This is a genomic window from Prevotella sp. E13-17 (assembly GCF_022024035.1).
In the GTDB taxonomy this organism is placed as follows: Bacteria; Bacteroidota; Bacteroidia; order Bacteroidales; family Bacteroidaceae; genus Prevotella.
Genome location: NZ_CP091787.1, coordinates 433182 through 451259, shown reverse-complemented (window position 1 = coordinate 451259; position 18078 = coordinate 433182). Strand labels below are relative to the sequence as shown.

10 protein-coding genes, 2 tRNA genes and 2 rRNA genes are annotated in these 18078 nt (G+C 50.8%); 10 read left to right on the top strand and 4 right to left on the bottom strand.

Annotated features, from left to right (window positions below):
• Window positions 1-50 precede the first annotated feature (50 nt).
• The 4 genes from L6472_RS01475 to L6472_RS01460 all read right to left on the bottom strand — a co-directional run bounded on the left by L6472_RS01475 (window position 51) and on the right by L6472_RS01460 (window position 5110).
• Window positions 51-2947 (bottom strand): 23S ribosomal RNA (locus L6472_RS01475).
• A 251-nt stretch (window positions 2948-3198) separates the two neighbouring features.
• A tRNA-Ala gene (locus tag L6472_RS01470) sits at window positions 3199-3272 on the bottom strand.
• A gap of 24 nt (window positions 3273-3296) precedes the next feature.
• Window positions 3297-3370, bottom strand: a tRNA-Ile gene (locus tag L6472_RS01465).
• A 210-nt stretch (window positions 3371-3580) separates the two neighbouring features.
• Window positions 3581-5110: ribosomal RNA gene (locus tag L6472_RS01460) — 16S ribosomal RNA — on the bottom strand.
• Together the 16S and 23S rRNA genes with 2 tRNA genes alongside form the textbook arrangement of a ribosomal RNA operon.
• 962 nt (window positions 5111-6072) lie before the next feature.
• On the opposite strand from L6472_RS01460, the gene L6472_RS01455 reads away from it, so the two are divergent.
• The 10 genes from L6472_RS01455 (at window position 6073) to L6472_RS01410 (ending at window position 18055) form a co-directional block, all read left to right on the top strand.
• Window positions 6073-9672, top strand: coding sequence for a hypothetical protein (locus L6472_RS01455; protein WP_237806550.1), 3600 nt, complete (start codon window positions 6073-6075; stop codon window positions 9670-9672).
• Between the two features lie 193 nt (window positions 9673-9865).
• A complete protein-coding gene (locus L6472_RS01450) occupies window positions 9866-10342 on the top strand; it encodes an arginine repressor (protein WP_237806548.1) in 477 nt (158 codons plus the stop codon).
• 4 nt (window positions 10343-10346) lie between these two features.
• Complete coding sequence (locus L6472_RS01445) at window positions 10347-10976, top strand: GNAT family N-acetyltransferase (protein ID WP_237806546.1); 630 nt, start codon at window positions 10347-10349, stop codon at window positions 10974-10976.
• A 15-nt stretch (window positions 10977-10991) separates the two neighbouring features.
• Window positions 10992-12197, top strand: a complete 1206-nt coding sequence (locus tag L6472_RS01440) for an argininosuccinate synthase (RefSeq protein ID WP_237806544.1) — start codon at window positions 10992-10994, stop codon at window positions 12195-12197.
• A gap of 132 nt (window positions 12198-12329) precedes the next feature.
• Entirely contained in the window at window positions 12330-12698 is a 369-nt protein-coding gene (locus tag L6472_RS01435) for an endonuclease domain-containing protein (protein ID WP_237806542.1), read from the top strand.
• Complete coding sequence (gene argC, locus L6472_RS01430; RefSeq protein ID WP_237806540.1) at window positions 12691-13728, top strand: N-acetyl-gamma-glutamyl-phosphate reductase; 1038 nt, start codon at window positions 12691-12693, stop codon at window positions 13726-13728. Before L6472_RS01435 ends, argC begins: the two co-directional genes overlap by 8 nt.
• Before the next feature lie 26 nt (window positions 13729-13754).
• Window positions 13755-14882 (top strand): aspartate aminotransferase family protein, encoded by a 1128-nt coding sequence (locus L6472_RS01425; protein ID WP_237806538.1) that lies wholly within the window; start codon window positions 13755-13757, stop codon window positions 14880-14882.
• Window positions 14879-15649 (top strand): pyrroline-5-carboxylate reductase, encoded by a 771-nt coding sequence (locus tag L6472_RS01420; protein ID WP_237806536.1) that lies wholly within the window; start codon window positions 14879-14881, stop codon window positions 15647-15649. The genes L6472_RS01425 and L6472_RS01420 overlap by 4 nt, the downstream gene beginning before the upstream one ends.
• Before the next feature lie 149 nt (window positions 15650-15798).
• A complete protein-coding gene (locus L6472_RS01415; protein ID WP_237806534.1) occupies window positions 15799-16356 on the top strand; it encodes a helix-turn-helix domain-containing protein in 558 nt (185 codons plus the stop codon).
• 31 nt (window positions 16357-16387) lie between these two features.
• A complete protein-coding gene (locus L6472_RS01410) occupies window positions 16388-18055 on the top strand; it encodes an AMP-binding protein (RefSeq protein ID WP_237806532.1) in 1668 nt (555 codons plus the stop codon).
• Window positions 18056-18078 lie beyond the last annotated feature (23 nt).

The following is an 18078-nucleotide window of genomic DNA, read 5'->3' as shown; positions in this document are numbered from 1 at the left end:
TCTTTCTGACTCTAAAGCCAAAACCATACAGTTGAAAGTAAAAGCGCAGTAAGCGAAAGCTTTCGGGCAATTAGTACAGCTCGGCTTTGACGTCACCGTCTTTACACCTGCTGCCTATCAACGTCGTAGTCTACAACGACCCTCAATGGAGCCCTCATCTTGTGGCCGGCTTCGCACTTAGATGCTTTCAGCGCTTATCCGATCCAGACGCGGATACCCGGCGGTGCACCTGGCGGTACAACCGGTAAACCGGAGGTCTGTCAATCACGGTCCTCTCGTACTAGTGACCGATCCACTCAAGACTCCTGCGCCCACGATAGATAGAGACCGAACTGTCTCACGACGTTCTGAACCCAGCTCGCGTGCCACTTTAATGGGCGAACAGCCCAACCCTTGGGACCTTCTCCAGCCCCAGGATGTGACGAGCCGACATCGAGGTGCCAAACCACCCCGTCGATATGAGCTCTTGGGGGGGATCAGCCTGTTATCCCCGGAGTACCTTTTATCCTTTGAGCGATGCAGTTTCCATACACTTGCACCGGATCACTAAGCCCTAGTTTCCTACCTGCTCGGGATGTCTCCCTCCCAGTCAAGCACCCTTATGCCTTTGCACTCTATAAGGCCGGTTACCAATCGGCCCGAGGGTACCTTTGGAAGCCTCCGTTACGCTTTTGGAGGCGACCACCCCAGTCAAACTACCCACCAAACAGTGTCCTCGCATTTGCGAGTTAGACCTCAGGCAGCAGAAGGGCCGTATTTCAAGGATGGCTCCACGAACGCTGGCGCGCCCGATTCATAGCCTCCGGCCTATCCTACACATCCGATGACCAAGGTCAATGCTAAGCTGTAGTAAAGGTTCACGGGGTCTTTTCGTCCCATCGCGGGTAATCGGCATCTTCACCGATACTACAATTTCACTGAGCTCGTGGCCGAGACAGCGTCCGGATCATTACACCATTCGTGCAGGTCGGAACTTACCCGACAAGGAATTTCGCTACCTTAGGACCGTTATAGTTACGGCCGCCGTTTACTGGGGCTTCAATTCAATGCTTCATCTTGCGACTGACATCTCCTCTTAACCTTCCAGCACCGGGCAGGTGTCAGGCTGTATACTTCATCTTTCGAGTTCGCACAGCCCTGTGTTTTTGTTAAACAGTTGCCTGGACCTATTCTCTGCGCCTCTCCGAAGAGAGGACCCTTTATCCCGAAGTTACAGGGTCAGTTTGCCTAGTTCCTTAGCCACGAATCTCTCAACGCCTTAGTATATTCTACATGACTACGTGTGTCCGTTTGCGGTACGGGTACCTCCAGGATTAAGCTTAGCGGTTTTTCTCGGGAGTCTGATTACCTGCACTATCAGATGCCTCCGAAGAGGCTTCCGTACTATCGAGGTTCAGCTCGGAATGTGGATTTGCCTGCATTCCTCATAGCCTACACTCTTCAACGCGCTATTCCGTCAGCGCGCGGCAGTGTCACTGCTCCGTCACCACGTCGCTCCTGAAGGCAGTTACGGAATATTAACCGTATCAGCCATCGCTCTCGCCGTTCGGCTTAAACTTAGGACCCGACTCACCCCGGGCTGATTGACATCGCCCGGGAAACCTTAGTCTTTCGGCGGGGGTGGATCTCACACCCCTTATCGTTACTTATACCTACATTTGCTTTTCCATAAACTCCAGTAACGGTCATCCGTTACCTTCAGCGTCGATGGAATGCTCCCCTACCGATACTTTTATTGTTGCTATCCCGCGCCTTCGGTGGCTGCCTTATACCCGATTATTATCCACGCCCGGCCTCTCGACTAGTGAGCTGTTACGCACTCTTTGAATGAATGGCTGCTTCCAAGCCAACATCCTAGCTGTCATCGAGGCCAGACTTCGTTAGACTAACTCAGGCAGCACTCCGGGACCTTAGACGACGGTCTGGATTCTTCTCCTCTCGGGCACGGACCTTAGCACCCGCACCCTTACTGCACTGCTACAGACCTCATGCATTCGGAGTTCGTCAGGTCTCGATAGGCGGTGAAGCCCTCTTGACCTATCGGTCGCTCTACCTCATGAGGTGAACACAGCACGCGGCACCTAAATGCCTTTCGGGGAGTACGAGCTATCTCCAAGTTTGATTGGCCTTTCACTCCTACACACAACTCATCCAGAAGCTTTTCAACGCTTATTGGTGCGGGCCTCCATCCCGTGTTACCGGGACTTCACCCTGGCCATGTGTAGATCACTTGGTTTCGCGTCTACCCCCACCGACTAAACGCCCTGTTCAGGCTCGCTTTCACTGCGGATGCGTATCTAAGATACTTAACCTCGCCGGTGATGGTAACTCGTAGGTTCATTATGCAAAAGGCACGCCGTCACTAGATAAACTAGCTCCGACCGCTTGTAGGCGACTGGTTTCAGGTACTATTTCACTCCCCTCATAGGGGTGCTTTTCACCTTTCCCTCACGGTACTCGTTCGCTATCGGTCTCTCGGGAGTATTTAGCCTTACCGGATGGTCCCGGCAGATTCGCGCAGAATTCCTCGTGCTCCGCGTTACTCAGGATACCACTAGGCCTCGTCTGACTTCGGATACAGGATTGTCACCTTCTGTGATGCAACTTTCCAGATGCTTCTCCTCGTCATTCAAGTACCACAGCGTGGTCCTACTACCCCGGCTATGCGTTGCCACACAACCGGTTTGGGCTCTTCCCCGTTCGCTCGCCACTACTAGGGGAATCATTGTTTATTTTCTCTTCCTGCAGGTACTAAGATGTTTCAGTTCCCTGCGTTTGCCTCTATACCATTGTATAGATAACAGGCCTTCAGCCTGCTGGGTTGTCCCATTCGGAAATCCTCGGATCAAAGATTATTTGCATCTACCCGAGGCTTATCGCAGCTTATCACGTCCTTCTTCGCCTCCGAGAGCCAAGGCATCCACCAGACGCCCTAACTTACTTTCGCCTATTATAAAGATTGAAAAATTGAAAGATTGAAAAATTGAATTCTTCAAATCTTAAACTCTTCAATTCTCTATAGCTCATACTTTTAGCTGTATTGAGATTTAAAAATCTACTCAGTTCTGACTTAAAGTCTTTACTTACAGTCTTGTGTCACAATATGTCAAAGATCTCTTGAAGAAAATTGAAGAGCTAAAAAGTTGAAAGACTGAAGACTTCAATTCTTCCATTCTTTAATTCTTCCATTCTTCACAGTGGAGAATAACGGATTCGAACCGTTGACCCCCTGCTTGCAAAGCAGGTGCTCTAGCCAACTGAGCTAATCCCCCAATTTCAGAGTTTCATTTAGCTTGTAGTCCCAGGCAGACTTGAACTGCCGACCTCCACATTATCAGTGTGGCGCTCTAACCAACTGAGCTATAGGACTGGCTTCAAGCTGTGGGCGCTACATCTGCGCTCAGCTCATCTATTCTCTAGATATAAACAAAGTAAGTAGTAAGAAGCCTAGAGGTTAACTACGAACCTAAGACTTTCTTTTGTTCAGACCCCCATCCCCCTAACTTAGGGGGCAAAGGGAAGATAGTCATCTCTTTTTATAGCGTGTTGACTTCGTTTGCACTTCGTCGACACACTCCAGAAAGGAGGTGTTCCAGCCGCACCTTCCGGTACGGCTACCTTGTTACGACTTAGCCCCAATTACCAGTTTCGCTCTAGGCCGATCCTTGCGGTCACGGACTTCAAGCGCCCCCGGCTTTCATGGCTTGACGGGCGGTGTGTACAAGGCCCGGGAACGTATTCACCGCGCCATGGCTGATGCGCGATTACTAGCGAATCCAGCTTCATGGGGTCGGGTTGCAGACCCCAATCCGAACTGAGGAAGGCTTTAAGGATTTGATGCACCTTGCGGGACACCATCTCTCTGTACCTCCCATTGTAACACGTGTGTAGCCCCGGACGTAAGGGCCGTGCTGATTTGACGTCATCCCCACCTTCCTCACACCTTACGGTGGCAGTGTCTCCAGAGTGCCCAGCTTAACCTGATGGCAACTGAAGAGAGGGGTTGCGCTCGTTATGGCACTTAAGCCGACACCTCACGGCACGAGCTGACGACAACCATGCAGCACCTCCACAGGCGCCCCGAAGGGCCTCATCATCTCTGAATCGTTCGCCTGCAGTTCAAGCCCGGGTAAGGTTCCTCGCGTATCATCGAATTAAACCACATGTTCCTCCGCTTGTGCGGGCCCCCGTCAATTCCTTTGAGTTTCACCGTTGCCGGCGTACTCCCCAGGTGGGATGCTTAACGCTTTCGCTTGGCCGCTGACCGTATATCGCCAACAGCGGGCATCCATCGTTTACCGTGCGGACTACCAGGGTATCTAATCCTGTTCGATACCCGCACCTTCGAGCTTTAGCGTCAGTTGTAGCCTCGCCAGCTGCCTTCGCAATCGGAGTTCTTCGTGATATCTAAGCATTTCACCGCTACACCACGAATTCCGCTGACGTCGAATACACTCAAGGTAACCAGTTCGCGACGCACTTCCACAGTTGAGCTGCGGCATTTCACGTCACGCTTAATCACCAGCCTGCGCTCCCTTTAAACCCAATAAATCCGGATAACGCCCGGACCTTCCGTATTACCGCGGCTGCTGGCACGGAATTAGCCGGTCCTTATTCTTCAGGTACATGCAATAGGGAACACGTTCCCTCTTTTATCCCCTGACAAAAGCAGTTTACAACCCATAGGGCCGTCATCCTGCACGCTACTTGGCTGGTTCAGGCTCTCGCCCATTGACCAATATTCCTCACTGCTGCCTCCCGTAGGAGTTTGGTCCGTGTCTCAGTACCAATGTGGGGGACCTTCCTCTCAGAACCCCTACTGATCGTAGGCTTGGTGGGCCGTTACCCCGCCAACAACCTAATCAGACGCATCCCCATCCCTTAGCGATAAATCTTTGCTTCACTTTAGATGTCCGCTGTGAAGAACATAGGGTATTAATCCGACTTTCGCCGGGCTATGCCCTACTAAGGGGAAGGTTGGATACGCGTTACTCACCCGTGCGCCGGTCGCCATCTTCAAAAGCAAGCTTTCGAAATGCTGCCCCTCGACTTGCATGTGTTAAGCCTGTAGCTAGCGTTCATCCTGAGCCAGGATCAAACTCTTCATTGTATATGTTTGTATCTTTAGAATGAATCCCAACCAACCTAAGCTGGAAAAGACCCATCTGCTATCTGTTTCAGAATGACTATCCAAAAAGTATCAAGTCTATCAACCTATATTATATATAGCATTGACGGTTCGTTTACTGTTACCCAAGTACCTCTCCATAAGGATTAGTACTCGCTTCTTGTACTACTTCTCTGTCTATGTAAATCTTTCAAAGAACTCTTTTTTGTTTTGCTTGTGAGGAGGTGTTCCTCGTAAGCGGATGCAAAGGTACGGCTTTTTTTGGAACCGCCAAAACTTTTTCGAGAAAAATTTGAGAAATCATGCAATTTTTATGTTGGTCTTGATATATATCAATGCACCATTCCTACACCCTCCTTATTATATTAATGCGCGCGAAGTAAAACCTCACCCCTACCATCTCGAAGGAGGGGCACTTTTCCGACGCAAGACTGACGCTTTTGCGGGGCAACAGCGCCAGTCTTCGCGCGTCATTCGATAACTATTGATGCGCATCCAGGGGCTGGAATTGGTCTATCCAGCCCCTGGACGCATCAAACCTAGCCCCTGGAAACTACATTTCCAGCCCTTAGACACAACCATTCCAGCCCCTGGAACCAGAACAAAAGTGCCACTATTGCAGAACCATAGTGGCAGTATATGAAAACAAGAGTGGCTGAACAAGACACCAAAAGTGCCACTTGACGATGGGAAAAGAAGAACTCATCAGTATTGTTAGCAAAGCATTGAGCGACACTTTTATCCACTTGATATCCGCGTTCATGACCGACAGAATCAGCATGACATTCCACAAGAAGGGCGAAAGATTACATTTTTAAAAAATTTTCTCTCTAAAAAGTTTGCACGTATCAATAAATAATGTATCTTTGCACCAAATTAGCTAAAACTCACTAACTACAATTATATAACTCTAAAATATCATTATTAACTAACATTTACTAATTATGATCAAAACATTACGTTTATCATTGCTCAGTTTGTTTGCTGTGCTTTGTGGTACGATGTTTGCGAACGAAGTCACCGATGAGTTGACCGTTGCCGCATTCTCTGAAATCACAGGTACAAGCTATACTGACTTTACGGGCAAAACATTCACATCTGACGCCGTTTATGCTGGACAGATGGCAACAAACAAAAGTACCTGCATCCAGTTGCGCACAAAAAACAGCAACGCAGGAATTATCACCACAGCTACTGGTGGCAAAGTTAAATCTGTGACCATAGAATTCAATTCTTCTACCACAGACCGTTCTATAAGCATCTATGGTAGCAACACTGCCTACACCGCTGCCACAGATCTGTACGACGAAGGCACTCAGGGTACACTTCTGGGAGAGATTGCTGCAAATGCAGAAAGCAAAACTATCACCATAAGTGGCGACTACGCATTCGTGGGTTTCCGTTCAAAGGACCAAGCTATTTACATCGACAAGATTACCATCGTATGGGAAAACGGAGAAACTCCTCAGCCCGCTGCCAACTACTACATTGTTGGTAGCATGACCAACTGGGGTGTAAATGACGCCTACAAGATGACCCTCAACGAGAAGGCTGAAGTAGAAGAGTACGTTTACACCATGGCTCTGACCACCGCAAGCATGTTCAAGGTTGTAAAGCAGGACGGTGCGAACCTGATATGGTTCCCCGACGGCATGGAAAACAGCTATGGCGAGAATGGTGAAATTACCGCTGATGGCAACTACAAGATTTCTTTCCGCCCCAATGGCCAAGATGGTTGGTTCTACAACTACATCAATGTAGAAACTTACGCAGAGAGCACTCTGATGGCAGAGGCTAAGGAACTAGCTAACGATGCTGACGCTGTTGCAGTAGGTAAGCTGCTTGATGCCATTGCTACTGCTGAAGCTACTGGCGACGAGACCGAATTGCAGGCTGCGGTTGACCAGTTTAAATTGGACAACAAGAATCAGGAGGTTGACCAGACTGCTAAGGTTGCCACCAACGGTTGGAAGAATTTCAATGGTGTGAATGCCGGTGTCTGCGCCACACAGTTTGCACCAGCCATCACCACCTATGACGGACGTAATGCTCAGCTGGCCGAGGTCTATGAAGAAGGTACTGCTGAAGGCACTGCAGTCAATCGTATTGGTACAATCATCTATCAAGACATCACAGGCTTGACTAACGGAAAGTACAAGGTTGGCTTCTATGGCAATGCATTTTTCACCCCTGACCGTGGTATGACTTCAGACATGGCTGACGGTGCTAATGATGTTGCCTACGTATTTGCAAACGACCAAAAGGAGTTTATCACTGCAAATATTGCCACCTCTACTACAGAAAACAATTTCCGTCAGTTTGACGTGGAAGTGACCGACGGAACCATCAAGCTGGGTATGGGCAAGGATAAGCCTGGCACCAACTGGCACACCATGCAGATCTATCAGCTGACCTGGTTCACCACCGCTAAGGAAGTATATGCCTCTCTGAAGGCCAATATGACAACCGAAATTGAAGCTGCCAAGGCTTTGAAGACAGAAGAACGCACACAGGGGCTCGAAGCATTCGATGCTGCTATTGCAGCGGCCGAAGCCACACTGACAAGCAACAAGCTGAATACTCAGGAACTTGAAGCTGCCATTGCTACTCTGAAAGCTGCTGAACGCACATTCGAGTTTGCACAGTACACAGTAGATAATCCATCTGCAGAGCTGCTCATTAATGGCTCATGCGATGAGGCCAATCAGGGCTGGACACTGAACAACATGCAGTATCAGCAGAACAATGAGCGTCCTACTCGCTATATTGAGAAGTGGGTTAATAGTGCCAACGACGGACACCTGGCCGATGGTTCTGCAAAACAGACACTAAAAGGCATGCCAGCAGGTGCATACGTATTGAAAGCTACTGCAAACGCACAGCAACAGAGCCATAGCGACTGGACCATCAACGGTGCTAAACTCTTTGTGAACACTGCAGAAGCAGAAGTAAGCGGTGCTTGGAAAGACTATCAAATCGTTTACAACCATCAGGCAGAAGGTGACATTGAAGTCGGCTTCAAGATGGAGAGCACCAATGCCAACTGGGTTGGTATCGACCAACTGTCACTCGTTTACTATGGCGACTACGCTACATACGTCATTGCTGCTCCTAAAAAGGACTATCAAGCAGCCTTGGCAGAAGCACGCGCTGCCCTGGAAGCAGAGAAGAACGTGAGTGGCACTGAAAAGAGCAATCTGGAGGCAGAGATTGCCAAGGCCGAGCCTACCACCGCAGAAGAATACACAGCTGCAACAGCTGCACTGAAAGCAGCCACCAAGACCTTCACCGATGCAGCACCCGACTACAACAATTTGGCTGCTGCTAACGCATTGGTTGTTGACCTGCTCTATGCAAAAGCAGACAAGAAACCCGCAACTAAGACTGCTGATACTGCTGCTAATGCCAAGATTGCAGCCGAAGAACTGTACGCTGCACTGCGTGCCTACTACGAGTCTAACGCCAAGGCCGAAGGTGTAGAGGATGCTGTTGACCTGACAGAAACGATTGTAAACCCTGCTGGCAACGACGAAACAAACGGCTGGACCACCACCAACGGTGAAGGTTCTACCGGCAGCATCAAAATCTTAAGCAATCAGCCATGGACTAGTGCCGATGGCAGCGCTACCCACAACTATTTCGACGGTGGCGATTGGGGTAAAGAGGCATGGGACGTTTCTTTCACTCAGGATGTAACCCTGGAGCCTGGTAAATATCTGCTCTCTGCCATCTCACGCGCCTCTGCCGACGTTGAACTGAAGCTCTTCGCTGGTACAGACAGCGTGAAGACAGCCAGCATCGGTGACGCAGGTGGTGTGTTCACTCGCGGTTGGAACATCCACAACGTAGAGTTTGAGGTAGCAGAGGAAGGCGCCGTTACTATCGGTATTCGTGGTGTGACAAGCGTTCTCCACAACTGGATGTCATTCTCAGACTTCCGTCTGGTACAGTTGGAGAAGACCGCACAAGGCACTGCCTATAATGGATATATTGCCATTGCTACCTGTCCTGCTGCCACACCTGGAACCAAATTACCTAACACAGACATCGCAACTGCTGAACAGACTGTGACTATCGCTGAGGCTGGAGAGAACAGCGTGAACATCACCTTCTCTGGATTCAACATGCAGATACCACCTACAACAAGCTTTGAGAACCTGACTCTTGCAGCTAATACAACACTTGATGAGAATGGCATCAAATTCAGCTCAGAGCCAACGAATGTAACCTTCGATGGCGGCGGTATGATGGCGATTAACTACTCTGCTACTGTTGAGGGTAGTCAGGCAACTGCCGAGGCAACACCCGAACTGGTGCTGACCATGAAACAAGCTACCATCACAACCATCGTCTTTGCCGAAACAGCAGAGAAGGCCCAGAGCCTGCTGGAAGACATTCTGAAGAAAGCAGCAGATGCTGCCGGCATACAGAACATCAGCGGCAACAACGAGAAGCAGACCATCTTCAACCTGAACGGCCAGAAGCTGAAGAAGGCGCAGAAAGGCTTGAACATCGTGAACGGCAAGAAACTGATTCTCAAGTAAACACATCGTTGCTTGGCACTGCCCAAGCACTCTATACACCAAAAAGAACAGCTCCTTCAGCGTGGAGCTGTTCTTTTTTTATGCAAGAAATTTCCATTTATGCAAATAAATACACTTTTATTTGGTTAAATGCAAGAAAATATGTAATTTTGCACCGCGTTAATGAATAAATATACTCCTTGACACAAAAACAATGAAAGAAAAAGACTACCGTTTGGAAGCACTGAGACTCATCATTTCAAGTCAACAACTTGGAAATCAGGCAGAACTGCGTGAAGCCTTGAGGAAGGAAGGATTCAACCTGACTCAGGCCACATTGAGCCGTGACCTTAAGCAACTGAAGGTGGCCAAAGCATCGACCATCAACGGCGGCTATGTTTACGTGCTACCCAACGAGACCATGTATAAGCGTGTGACAACCCCCACCACGGCTCGTGAGATGATGGAGATACCCGGCTTTGTAAACATCCATTTTGCAGGCAACATGGGCGTCATCAAGACACGTCCAGGCTATGCCAGCGCCATTGCATGGAACATAGATTGTGCCAATATCACCAGCATATTGGGCACCATTGCCGGCGATGACACAATATTTATTGTGATAAAAGAAGGAACATCCCAGCGCGCGCTCATCAATGCGCTGAGCGAGGTGGTTCCGAACATCAAATAAAAACATGGAAACAAATAAAGACATTAAAGTGATGGTGGCAGGCCCCGAGCACGAGGTCTATGTGGACACCATCTTGGAGACTATAGCTGAAGCTGCTAAGGTGAGAGGCACCGGCATTGCAAAGCGCACACACGAATATGTGGCCAAGAAGATGCAGGAAGCCAAGGCTGTGATTGCGCTGCGCGAGAGCGACGGCCGCTTTGCCGGTTTCAGCTACATCGAGACATGGGGCAACAAACAGTATGTGACCACTTCGGGTCTGATTGTTCACCCCGACTTTCGCGGCCTGGGACTGGCCAAGCGCATCAAGGACCTGACGTTTACGCTGGCACGCACACGCTGGCCACACGCCAAGATCTTCTCGCTGACCAGCGGCGCTGCCGTGATGGCTATGAACACACAGTTGGGCTACAAGCCCGTGACCTTTGCCGAACTGACCGACGATGAAGCTTTCTGGAAGGGATGCGAAGGTTGCATCAACGTTGACGTGCTGCACCGTACGGGGCGCAAGTACTGCATCTGCACTGGCATGCTGTTCGACCCGACCGAGCAACTGCCCGCCAAACTGACGCCAGAGACGATTGCACGCATCAAGCAACTGGAAGAGATTGAAGAATACAGCTCGCTAAAGTAAAAAAAAACATAAAGCATGGAACAGAAGAAGAAAGTAGTAGTCGCATTCAGTGGCGGTCTGGACACATCCTACAACGTGATGTATCTGACCAAGGAAATGGGTTATGAGGTATATGCAGCATGTGCAAATACCGGTGGTTTCTCAGCCGAACAGCTGAAGAAAAACGAGGAGAACGCTTACAAATTGGGCGCCAAGGCCTATGTTACACTCGATGTGACACAGGAATACTATGCCAAGTCTTTGAAATATATGATCTTCGGCAACGTGCTGCGCAACAACTGCTACCCCATCTCGGTGAGCTCTGAGCGCATCTTCCAGGCCATAGCCATCGCACGTTATGCCAAGGAGATTGGCGCTGATGCCATCGCACATGGTTCGACAGGCGCCGGCAACGACCAGATCCGCTTTGACATGACCTTCCTGGTAATGGCACCCGGCGTGGAGATTATCACATTGACACGCGACCGCAACCTGACACGCAAGGAGGAAGTGGACTATCTGAACGCCAACGGCTACTTTGCCGACTTCACCAAGCTGAAATACTCCTACAACGTAGGTCTCTGGGGTACAAGTATCTGTGGTGGCGAACTGCTCGACCCCACACAGGGGCTGCCCGAAGAGGCTTACCTGAAACACGTAACTGCTGCCGAAAAGGAGGCCACACTGAAGATTACCTTCGACAAGGGTGAGATTGCGGCTGTGAACGGCGAAAAGTTCGATGACAAGGTCAAGGCGATCCAGAAGATTGAAGAGATTGGTGCCTCGTATGCCATTGGGCGCGATGCCAACGTAGGCGATACAATCATCGGCATCAAGGGCCGCGTAGGTTTCGAGGCTGCTGCACCCAAACTGATCATCGAGGCTCACCGTCTGCTGGAGAAATCGACGCTCTCGAAGTGGCAGCAGTACTGGAAGGATCAGGTGGCCAACTGGTATGGCATGTTCCTGCACGAGAGTCAGTATCTGGAACCCGTGATGCCCGACATCGAGGCCATGTTGACCAGCAGTCAACGCAACGTGACAGGTACTGCCATCCTAAAGTTGCGCCCCTACGGCTTTGAGACCGTTGGCGTAGATTCAGACAACGACCTGACAAAGAGCAAGCTCGGCGAGTATGGCGAGACCCAGACAGGCTGGACGTCTGACGAGGCCAAGGGCTTCATCAAGGTATCGAGCACACCGCTGCGCGTGTATTATGGGATACATCCGAATGAGAGGTAAGAGACCCACCCCCGTACCCCTCCCTGTGAGGGAGGGGAGTTTATAGAGACCCACCCACATGCCCCTCCCTGTGAGGGAGGGGAGTTTATTGATAGATGGGGGGGAAGTTTATATTATAAATATAATAATGGTATGGGGTATAAGACGGCTGCTCCGGACAGATATGGGCTGCTCAAGGCTTGGGCCAGAGAGAACAGGAAGAATGCCACGACTGCAGAGATGGTGCTTTGGGAGTTTCTCCGCGATAAACAATTAGGAGTAAAATTTCTACGTCAGCACGTTATCGGGGATTATATCGCAGACTTCGTTTCAACCGAAAAGGGTCTTATTATTGAAGTTGATGGTGGATATCACACCGAACCACATCAACAAGAAAACGACAAAATGCGAGAGGACACTTTGGAACAAATGGGATATCACTTCCTCAGGTTTTCCAATGAAGAAGTTCTCTTTAATACTGAACAGGTAATACAACAAATAGAGAATTATTTCAATGAATAAAGAAATAAGCAACGGCATAAAAGTAACCTCTCCCCTCCCTCACAGGGAGGGGCATGGGGGTGGGTCCCTCCGCGTGGGGGTTTTAGGCGCTGCCGGCTACACTGGCGGCGAGCTGATCCGCTTGCTGCTGAACCATCCGGAGGCAGAGATCGTGTTTGCCAACTCTGAGAGTAATGCCGGCAATCTGGTGTCGGACGTGCACGAAGGGCTGATCGGCGACACCGACCTGAAGTTCACCGACGAGATGCCTTTCGACAAGGTCGATGTGGTGTTCTTCTGCTTCGGACACGGTAAAAGCGAGCAGTTCCTGAAAGAACACACCATCCCTGACAACGTGAAGATTATCGATCTGGCACAGGACTTCCGTATCAAAGGTAATCATGACTATGTGTATGGACTGCCCGAAATCAACAAAAGCGAAATTGCGATGGCTAACCATGTTGCCAACCCAGGCTGCTTCGCCACGTGCATTCAGGTTGCACTGTTGCCTGCAGCCCACATGAACCTGCTGAAAGAGGATGTGGCTGTCAATGCCATCACCGGCTCGACAGGTGCAGGACAGAAGCCTGGGGCCACCACTCATTTCTCGTGGCGCAACAACAACCTGAGCATCTATAAGCCCTTCCAGCATCAGCACATCGCTGAGATACGCCAGAGCCTGAAGCAGGTGCAGGGCTATCTGGATGCCGACATCGACTTCATCCCCTATCGCGGTGACTTTGCCCGTGGCATCTTCTGTACGGCTGTCATCAAGACACCTGTACCCGTAGAGGATGTCATCGAGGCATACAAGGACTTCTATAAGGAAGCGGCCTTCACCCACTACTCTGACAAGGCTATCGACTTGAAGCAGGTGGTGAACACCAACAAGGCACTGGTGCATGTCGAGAAATACGGCAACAAACTGCTGGTGACCTCGGCCATCGACAATCTGCTGAAGGGCGCTGTGGGTCAGGCCGTACAGAACATGAACATCATGTTTGGCATTGACGAGACTGCCGGACTGAAACTGAAGGCTTCCGCTTTCTAACCAACAAAAAAAAGAAAGGACACAACATGAAACTATTCGACGTATATCCACTATTCGATGTCAACATCGTCAAGGGAGAAGGTTGCAAGGTCTGGGACGAGAAGGGCCAGGAATATCTGGATCTGTATGGCGGCCATGCTGTCATCTCGATAGGTCATGCACACCCCCATTATATTAAAAAGGTGTCAGAACAACTGCAGAAGTTGGGATTCTACTCTAACTCGGTGCACAACAACCTGCAGGCTGAGCTGGCAGAGAAGTTGGGCAAGCTGTCGGGCTACGAGGACTACCAGCTGTTCTTGGTGAACAGCGGTGCCGAGGCCAACGAGAACGCCTTGAAGCTGGCTTCGTTTAAGACAGGCAACACACGCGTGCTGTCTGCCCACAAGGCTTTCCATGGTCGCACATCGCTGGCTGTAGAGGTGACCAACAACCCAAAGATTGTGGCACCCATCAACGACAACCACCATGCCAAGTTCCTGCCTCTGGACGACATTGAAGGCTGGGTGCGCGAGCTGGTGAAAGGCGGTGTGGCCGCAGCCATCTTGGAGTGCATACAGGGTGTAGGTGGCATTCGCATGGTGACACCTGAGTTTGCTCAGAGTCTGGCTTATGCCTGTAAGCGTTTTGGCGCCGTGCTGATCTGCGACGAGATTCAGTGCGGCTACGGCCGTAGTGGTAAGTTCTTTGCCCACCAGTGGCTGGACATCAAGCCCGACATCATCACCGTGGCAAAGGGTATTGGCAATGGTTTCCCCATGTCGGGCGTGCTGATCTCGCCTGAGTTTAAGCCACAATTCGGGCAACTGGGCACCACCTTTGGTGGCAACCACCTGGCTTGCTCGGCTGCACTGGCCGTACTTGACGTGATCGAACAGGAAGACTTGGTTGAGAATGCCCGCGTAGTAGGCGACTACCTGATAGACAAGCTGCGCCATCTGAACCACCCCATGATCAAAGAGGTGCGCGGTCGCGGTCTGATGATTGGCATCGAACTGAACGAACCTCAGAAGCCCGTTCGCGAACGTCTGGTTTACGAGCAGCATGTGTTCACGGGCTGTTCGGGCGAGAACGTGCTGCGCTTGCTGCCACCACTGACCTTCAGTAAGGATATGGCAGACGAATTTATGATACGTTTAGAGAAAGCATTATGAAAATAGCAGTTATAGGTGCTGGCGCTATGGGTGGCGCCACGGTAGAAGGCATGATGAAGGCCGACTACTTCGACAATAAGAACATCACAGTAAGCGACCCTTCGGAGGCCGTGCTTAATAAGTTTTCGGCACAGGGTATCAACGTGACCACCGACAATGCGCAGGCTGCGGCCGAGGCTGATGTTGTGATGGTATTCGTGAAACCATGGTTGGTTGAGCAGGTGCTGAAAGGCATTGCCCCCGCACTGACGACAGAGAAGATCCTTGTGGTCATCGCTGCAGGTGTGCCATCGGTCAAGATACAGGAGTGGACGGGCATCAAGATGCCATTGTTCCTGTGCATTCCGAACATTGCCATTGCAGAGCTTGCCTCAATGACATTCCTGGTGACCGTAACGGGCGAGCCCTCACACACCGAGACCGTCAAGGCGATCTTCGATGCGATGGGTAGCACACTGATGACCGACGAGCAACACTTGGCTGCAGGAACCACACTGGCTTCTTGCGGCATTGCCTACGCCATGCGCTATATCCGTGCCGCCTCTGAAGGTGGTGTGGAGCTGGGCTTCAAGGCCGACCATGCCAAAGAGATTGTGATGCAGACCATGCTGGGCGCCGTGAAGCTGTTGCAAGCCAGCGGTATGCACCCCGAAGCTGCTATCGACCTGGTGACCACGCCTGGTGGTCTGACCATCAAAGGACTGAACGAGATGGAGCATGCTGGATTTACCTCGGCCGTGATTCGCGGACTGAAAGCAGGAGTTTGAGTCCCCTAAGTTCTTTGCAAAGCAAAGCGGCATAGCCGAGCGAGGGGACAACAGGGGTCTGAACAAGCGCAGACCTCCATAACAACATAATAAAGGGACTGATAAACGCTTGTTCAGACCCCCATCCCCCTAACTTAGGGGGCTTATATATGGACGAACAACTGAAACAAATTGGTGAGCGACTGCGCGGACTGCGCGACGTGTTGGACATTCCCGTCAGCGAAATGGCCGAGACAATAGGCATTGACGCAGCGAAATACGAGAAGATTGAGAAGGGCGAGATGGACATTACCATTTCGAACCTGATGAAGATTGCGCATAAGTATGGTGTATCTACAGAGGAGCTCATCTTTGCAGAGGCGCCCCACATGACATCATACTACGTGACACGTAAGGGACAAGGCATGAGCATTGAGCGCACAAAGGCCTATAAATATCAGTCGCTGGTAGGCGGTTTCGTGGGCCACAAGGCAGATGTGTTTGTGGTCACGGTGGAACCTAAGCCAGGTGCACGTACCATCTACAAGAACAACCACCCCGGCCAGGAGTTCAACTTGGTGCTGGAGGGCAAGATGGAACTGTATATCGCCGGCAAGACCATCATCCTGGAAGAAGGCGACAGCATCTACTTTGATGCAACAAAGCCTCACGGCATGCTGGCCGTTGGCGACAAAGCGGTAAAGTTCTTGGCATTTACCGTCGAATAGAAAACATTGGAGAATTGAGATTTAGATAAACATGGTAGAGAGATTTTTAAAGCAAACTCACTTCGAGTCTGTTGAGGATTACAATAAAAACTTAGAGTTCATCATACCCGAGCACTTTAACTTTGCCTATGACGTGATGGACGCATGGGCCGCAGAGGCGCCCAACAAACTGGCCCTGTTGTGGACCAACGACCAAGGCGAAGAGATTCGCGCCACCTACGCCCAACTGAAAGAGCAGAGCGATCAGGCTGCCAGCTATCTGCAGTCGCTGGGTATCGGCAAGGGAGATCCCGTGATGCTGATACTGAAACGCCGCTACGAGTGGTGGATTGTGATGTTGGCACTGTGCAAGATTGGTGCCGTAGTGATTCCCGCCACCCACATGCTGACAAAACACGACATCGTGTATCGCAACAACCGCGCCTCAATCAAGTCGATTATCTGCGTGGATGACCCCTACGTGTGCGAGCAGGTCCGGCTGGCAATGCCCGAGAGTCCTTCTGTAAAGGAATACATCACCATTACCGACCACGGCAAGCCCATTCCCGAAGGCTTTCGCGACTATCAGTCGGAGGTAGTCAAGGCTGCGAAGTTTGAGCGTCCCGCCTTCGTCAACAACAATGAAGACACCATGATCATGTACTTCACCAGTGGTACGAGTGGCGAGCCTAAGATGGTGGCACACGACTATCTCTATGCCCTGGGTCACCTGACAACAGGTGTGTTCTGGCATAACCTGCATGAGAACTCTCTCCATCTGACGGTGGCTGACACCGGTTGGGGCAAGGCCGTCTGGGGTAAGTTCTACGGCCAATGGTTTGCCGGTGCAACCGTGTTCGTATTCGATCACGAGAAATTTAATGCTGACACGCTGCTGCGCCAAATGGAGAAATACAAGGTGACCAGCTTCTGTGCACCGCCCACCATCTATCGCTTCATGATTCGTGAAGACCTGAGCAAGTACGACCTGAGCAGTCTGGAGTACTGCTGCACTGCAGGCGAGGCACTGAACCCAGCCGTCTTCGACAAGTTCTATGAGAAGACTGGCATCAAGATGATGGAAGGCTTCGGACAGACCGAGACCACGATGACGCTGGGCACCTTCCCCTGGATGACTCCCAAACCGGGCTCTATGGGTATTCCCAATGCCCAATACAACATCGACCTTCTGCGCGCTGATGGAACCCCCTGCGAAGATGGAGAAAAGGGCGAGATTGTGATACGCATAGGCGACAAGAAGCCTATCGGACTCTTCAAGGGCTACTATCGCGATGAAGAGAAGACCCGCGAGGCCTGGCACGACGGCATCTATCACACCGGCGACATGGCATGGCGCGACGAAGACGGCTACTACTGGTTTGAAGGACGTATCGACGACGTCATCAAATCGTCGGGCTATCGTATTGGTCCGTTTGAGGTAGAGAGTGCACTGATGACCCATCCAGCAGTGGTAGAGTGTGCCATCACCGGTGTTCCCGATGATATCCGTGGCATGGTCGTAAAGGCAACCGTGGTACTAGGTAAGGAATGGAAGGACAAGGCCGGCGACGACCTGGTGAAGGAACTGCAGCAACACGTCAAGAAAGAGACGGCGCCCTACAAATATCCACGCATTGTGGAGTTTGTTGACGAACTTCCAAAGACCATCTCAGGCAAGATTCGACGCGTAGAAATCAGAAAGAAAGACGCAGAGAAATAACAACAAGAATGGGAACCGAGATG

Coding starts and splice junctions, on each gene's coding strand:
- L6472_RS01455 (WP_237806550.1), top strand. CDS start 6,073: ATGATCAAAACATTACGTTTATCATTGCTCAGTTTGTTTGCTGTGCTT.
- L6472_RS01450 (WP_237806548.1), top strand. CDS start 9,866: ATGAAAGAAAAAGACTACCGTTTGGAAGCACTGAGACTCATCATTTCA.
- L6472_RS01445 (WP_237806546.1), top strand. CDS start 10,347: ATGGAAACAAATAAAGACATTAAAGTGATGGTGGCAGGCCCCGAGCAC.
- L6472_RS01440 (WP_237806544.1), top strand. CDS start 10,992: ATGGAACAGAAGAAGAAAGTAGTAGTCGCATTCAGTGGCGGTCTGGAC.
- L6472_RS01435 (WP_237806542.1), top strand. CDS start 12,330: ATGGGGTATAAGACGGCTGCTCCGGACAGATATGGGCTGCTCAAGGCT.
- argC (WP_237806540.1), top strand. CDS start 12,691: ATGAATAAAGAAATAAGCAACGGCATAAAAGTAACCTCTCCCCTCCCT.
- L6472_RS01425 (WP_237806538.1), top strand. CDS start 13,755: ATGAAACTATTCGACGTATATCCACTATTCGATGTCAACATCGTCAAG.
- L6472_RS01420 (WP_237806536.1), top strand. CDS start 14,879: ATGAAAATAGCAGTTATAGGTGCTGGCGCTATGGGTGGCGCCACGGTA.
- L6472_RS01415 (WP_237806534.1), top strand. CDS start 15,799: ATGGACGAACAACTGAAACAAATTGGTGAGCGACTGCGCGGACTGCGC.
- L6472_RS01410 (WP_237806532.1), top strand. CDS start 16,388: ATGGTAGAGAGATTTTTAAAGCAAACTCACTTCGAGTCTGTTGAGGAT.